Here is a 5,571-nt window from a genome sequence, read left to right on the forward strand (position 1 = left end):
ATGGCCGTTGTTTGCGGCGATAAGGACCGGTGTTTCGCCATTATTATTTGCTTTATTTAAGTCTACCCGCTCATGCTTTGCGAGTTCGGCAATAACCGAAATATGGCCGTGTTTTGCGGCAATATAGGTAGGGGTTACTTTATTAGGTGCGGCTTTATTTAAATCCGCGCCATATTTTTCAAGTTCAGTAATGACAGAAACATGGCCATGGGATGCTGCAATATAGGTTAAACCAATCTCATTCGCTACGCGACCAGCCATTTCCTTAATCAGTTGAGGACTAGTTACAAATTGCTCTAATTTCTCTCTTAAATTACATAATTGCAAGTGCTTACCTGTGGTAAAAACAGAAGTGTTAAAGGCACTATAAGGACTGTCGTCTGATTTGAAGCTCTCTATGATGCGTTCGGCAAGTAAATCAGTTTCATGTATCATAAATGCTAGAGATGGATACTGATTAATATCCATAAAGCCCCATCCCGACTCGGGTTTATAGGTTAAGGCGATTGTATGGTTATTGCTCGATAAAACGATGCCCAAGGGTTCCTTCGATGCGGTGTAAGTGCTCTCTAAAATGAGGCCCAGGCTATCTAAATACTCTTTAATTTCTTCTTTTGCATAAATACCTGGCTCAGAATAAATTCTAACTAACCCACCAAGAGACTTAATTCCGTCTGAAGAAGCATAATAAGAGAGCTCTTCGATATCAAGTTGTCCCAAAGATGCATTAAAAAGCGAAAAATGAACGGAAGGCGAATGATATAGTTCCAAGCTTTCAAAAAAAGCAAGAACATCAAGTAAGGTCATATCCTCCTTCGTTAGATCTTGCCCCTTCTTTTCTTTTACAGTCTGAATGGAATTGACTAAAACTTCGGCGCCGGAAACAATAGTGTTAATACGCTCAGCAAACAGATGTTCCTCACCAAGAAGGCAAGCCTCTATCCATCGTAAGGAAAACCCATGACAGCGCCCCGTTGTATTGTTTCTATAACCAAGGCTTACTGATAATTTTCTGACAATAGTGTGAGTGGACATTTTATTAAAATCATAATGAGATAAAAAAAATCATTATAGCTAATTAATGTTAATATAATAAGCCTACCTTCCGATATGGCCTGGATTATATTGTTGATATTTTAATGAACTTGTTTTATAAAAAACATCTCTTTTCTGAATGTCTTGATAAAAGACAGCAACCTGTACTTAATTATCCATTACACGGAACAGTGATTTGTGAAATTGTCGTGTACTGAGTTCATTTACTTGAAATTATTACTAAGTTACAAAAAGAAGAGATTGCCATTTATTCATTAACTGAACAAATAGACCCCATTTGTGCCTAGCTACGTATCTAAAGCCATTCAACCAAAGATGCATTGAATCACATTTTAGGATCGAGTAAACTAAACCTGTAGATAGCAAAATGCTCACTGAGCTCAAAGTCATTACCTGCATTATCGGTAAAAAAACGCCATTTCATAAGATAACTGCACAAGAAAATTATCATTTTACACACAATTTCAAGAATCCACATATCTTGAAAAATAAATAACTCAGGATTTATCCGATGTCTGAACCACTAATTTCTATAACAAAAAAACAGGCCGTGCTCTTTGCTTGTTTCCTGGTTATGTACGAATTTCTAACTTATATCGCCAATGACATGATTATGCCAGGGATGATTCATGTAGTTCAATCGTTTAATGCACCTGAATCGGATGTTGCGACATCCCTCACGGTTTACATTCTTGGTGGTGCGAGTTTACAGGTTCTTCTTGGCCCGCTATCTGATGCGTATGGACGACGTCCTATGATGTTGTTAGGTGGTTGTCTGTTTTTTATCTTTACCCTATTTATTGCATGCTCAAACTCAATGAGCCAATTTTTAACTGCGCGTTTTTTTGAAGGCATGGGCCTATGTTTTATTGGTGTTATTGGTTATGCAACCATTCAAGAAATTTTTGAAGAAATGGATGCGATTCGCCTGATATCCATTATGGCAAATGCGACCATTCTTGCGCCATTGTTAGGGCCGTTATTGGGTGCTATCGTCATTCATTATACTTCATGGCGCTATATTTTTGTCTCCATTGCATTAGGGGCATTGATTGCGCTATGGGGTTTATGGCGTTTTATGCCAGAACCTATTGGCCAAACAAAAAAGAATGGCGAAATCATCCCGAAAACCAAGTTTTCAGCAAAAGAGGTATTTAAAAACTATAAAAATTTGCTTTCCAATAAGGTTTTTAGTTTTGCAACTTTAGCGATTGGTACGGTGGGAATACCTTGCCTTGCCTGGATTGCACTATCACCGATTATATTGATTAAAGAAGCAAAACTTACGGTAATTCAATATGGACTGTGGCAGCTTCCCGTTTTTGGTGCAACCATTTTAGGAAATTGGTTTTTACACAAGCTTACTTACAAGCATGAAATTAAAAAGATAATCTTTTGGGGTTGTATGATCATGATTGTTGGCGCGCTATTAACCTCCGTGCTGCCTTATTTATACGGCAACGACTATCATTATTTACTTCCTGGAATAATTATCTACTTTTTCGCGCTTAGTATCGTTAATGCACCTTTAAATAGATTCTGTCTTTTTGTTACTTCAGTGAGCAAAGGTACCGCTTCTGCCCTGGTGAGCTTAAGTGTGATGATTATTGGTGCCATAGGTACTGAAATGGCAAATATGTTTTACACAACCCATAATAATCTTCATTTTGGACTTTATTGCAATATGGCACAATTGCTATTTTTTATGTGCATTAGCCTGGCATTTTGGCTGCACAAAAGAGAGATAAAGCCAGAATAAGAGACACCGCTTGAAGAAACATTTACTTTTAACGCGACTGAGGTGTTGTACTAACGGGTATGTGCATGTCGGCATCTACTTCAGCTCGTTCAGCCTGCCTAATCTGCCTGACATGTGCTTTATAATCTTTTTGCGTTTTCACAACATCAATAGCCTTATTTGTTTGCATTATCGATTCTTCTACCACAGCCCTCTTGTCCACACTCAAAACCTCTAATTGCTCTTTATCTAATGTTTTGATAATAGGCAATTTTTTTGCAATAAACCCCGAGCTGATTGTTTTAGGAGGGACGAAACCTGGTGTAGTACATCTCATTAATTTTTCAGGTGAATAAGTACTTGGCAAAATCCAGCGTGGCGACTCCATACGCTTTTTTATCTCAGGATCATTTTTAATAAAATATAATACTGCAGCATATAATCGTTCCGCTTGCTCCTTATCTCGTCCTCTAATCACAATGCGTCCCTTGCTCGGATCATAATTATTTAATAACATTTGGGCTTGTTTCAGTGCTGCGACTTGCTTTTCATCTGTATTCAAATTAGCTGTTGACCTATCAACTACTTTACCTGTTTTATTTTGTTCTAAATACAGTATTTTTCCAGGTGCAATCTCCGCTTCGGCGACAATAACCTGATCATTTTTTAAAAAATCCCCTTTATAAACAACTTCTTGAACTTCATCTTGCGCCACTTCAGTTGGAACTACAGTAGCCCCTGCTGCAGTAGAGGCAGTATTCGCTTTCTTCGCAATTAAGTCATTATCTGCTTCATTTTTATTTTTAACCGTTGTTTTTATATCAAAAAACTCTCTTGTATCATAAAACATCCTGTCTTTTGAATTGTGTTGCGGTTTAACATCATTAGGATGAGCAATTAACTGCCTTAGCTTCACTTCATTTCTAATTTGCTCTAAGCCTTTAGATAATTCTGAATGCATCGAACTCGGGATTTTTCCTTCTAAAGCAATCAGTTCTTTTGCAAATGCATCAATTAAAGCAGGAGAATCTTTAACTCTATCTAATTTGGGCCCTTCAACTGGTCCACCACCAATATGAAGCTTGGCCATATGTTCTAAGACCATGTTTAAATGAGGCTCCTGTTTCACATTAGGTGTTTTTTCAATTTCTTTTTTAATTTTAAATAAGACATATTCTCCTGCGGTATGCATCAATGGCTTGGAGTAATAAGTTTTATAAGCATCAAAAGCAAATACGTATGGATTTTTTCGATATTGTTCAAATGCATCAGCATTAACATAGATACGCGTTGCATTTGGCACTCCAGAGTTATCATCTTTAATCCATTTATCATTATCTCGAATCAGTGCTATAGTGCAATCGCCCTTAGGTTCACTGAAAACTGAAGCAGCCGCCTTAAAACCAGAGGCTAATTTTTCTGCTTCAGTTTTATTATTCCATTCTTTAAAAATACGATTTGAAACCAGCATTGTTCCCTCAATTGACTCCCCTCCTTTTTGTAGTTCACCATGCTTATCTAACGTCTTAAGAACCAAATCATTAATACTGTATACCGCTTCTTTATTAAGCGCATTGATTATAAATTCAGAACCAATTATTCCTTTTTGACGATGCTTTTCTTCGTATTTTTTAAACTCTGGTAAGTTTTCAGGCAAATTCATTAAACTAAATGTTTTGTCCGCTGGAATTGCCTTAAAATGTTTCTCTCTAGCTTGTGAACGCGAATTTCCCATGAAAGATACTGTTTCGCCAAATGTCTCATCATCTTCACCAACAATACATACGGGTATTACATTGTTTTTTGGATCAGCAGCTAAATTTTCAAGGGTAGGGAGTAGATCAGATACGAAACTTGGTACTCTTCCATGATAATATTTTGAAGCTGTATCAACAATGACAATACCTAAATCAGGGGAAAGAACTGCGGCCTTTAAGATATTTTCTTTAAGCTTAGATGCACTTTTTTTATCTAAATCAGTAATATCTTTACATGAACTCTTAACTCCAAAAGCGATCATAAGCTTTCTAACGCTGGATTCATCACGTTCAATACCACCATCTGAAAAAACAAGGCCATTTTCAGTAGTACTACCCAAGCTTTTGGCTGTTTTATTATTTATTTCATCTAATACTTGTTTTTTCACAAAAGATTTGCCGCTTGCCGATGGCCCCAATAGTGGTACTACAGGGCGAGTAATCCACTTTGCCCCGGTAGAACTCATTAAAGATTTATCAACAACTGCATTAATATAATCTTTATCAAAACGCTCTTCTCGACGAGCCAGCTGAAAAAGTTTTGTTCCTTCTGGGCCTAGAAGAACACGCAATTTGGTTACCTCTTTATTACCAGAGATAATTTCACGATCTTCTAAAAATTTATCTAACTTTTTCCTGAAAAAATAAGGATCGCTACTTGCCAGATTTTTAGCAATTTTATTAGCAGCATCTTCATCATTAGGAAACAATTGAGCATATTTAGCCAGATCTTTTTGTCTTTGTTTATCTCTATAATTGTCCATGCCCTTATAAAGGATTTCTTGTTGTGCCGGTGTAGAAAAAAATTGATTAACACGCTCCTGTCTTTTAGCAACATCAATTGGATCAGGTCCATATGATGCCTCAATATCATTATCCGGCTCAGAATCATTATCAAGTTCAGAATCATTATCAAGTTCAGAATCATTANCAAGTTCAGAATCATTATCAAGTTCAGAATCAGCATCAAGTTCAGAATCAGCATCAAGTTCAGAATCAGCATCAAGTTCAGAATCAGCA

General features: G+C 36.8%; 2 protein-coding genes. One reads left to right on the forward strand and one right to left on the reverse strand.

Annotated features, from left to right (window positions below; translation table 11 throughout):
• Window positions 1-1,035 (reverse strand): ankyrin repeat domain-containing protein (locus tag LDG_RS18595; RefSeq protein ID WP_148263575.1); only part of this gene is annotated, 1,035 nt, incomplete at its 3' end.
• A 532-nt stretch (window positions 1,036-1,567) separates the two neighbouring features.
• On the opposite strand from LDG_RS18595, the gene LDG_RS11965 reads away from it, so the two are divergent.
• Window positions 1,568-2,815: an MFS transporter gene (locus LDG_RS11965; RefSeq protein WP_006871637.1), complete on the forward strand. Its 1,248-nt coding sequence runs from the start codon at window positions 1,568-1,570 to the stop codon at window positions 2,813-2,815.
• Window positions 2,816-5,571: the final 2,756 nt, after the last annotated feature.

It is taken from the genome of Legionella drancourtii LLAP12 (assembly GCF_000162755.2).
In the GTDB taxonomy this organism is placed as follows: domain Bacteria; phylum Pseudomonadota; class Gammaproteobacteria; order Legionellales; family Legionellaceae; genus Legionella; species Legionella drancourtii.

Bases quoted from the DNA above. Each gene is read 5' to 3' on its own strand.
- LDG_RS11965 (WP_006871637.1), top strand. From the start codon at position 1,568: ATGTCTGAACCACTAATTTCTATAACAAAAAAACAGGCCGTGCTCTTT.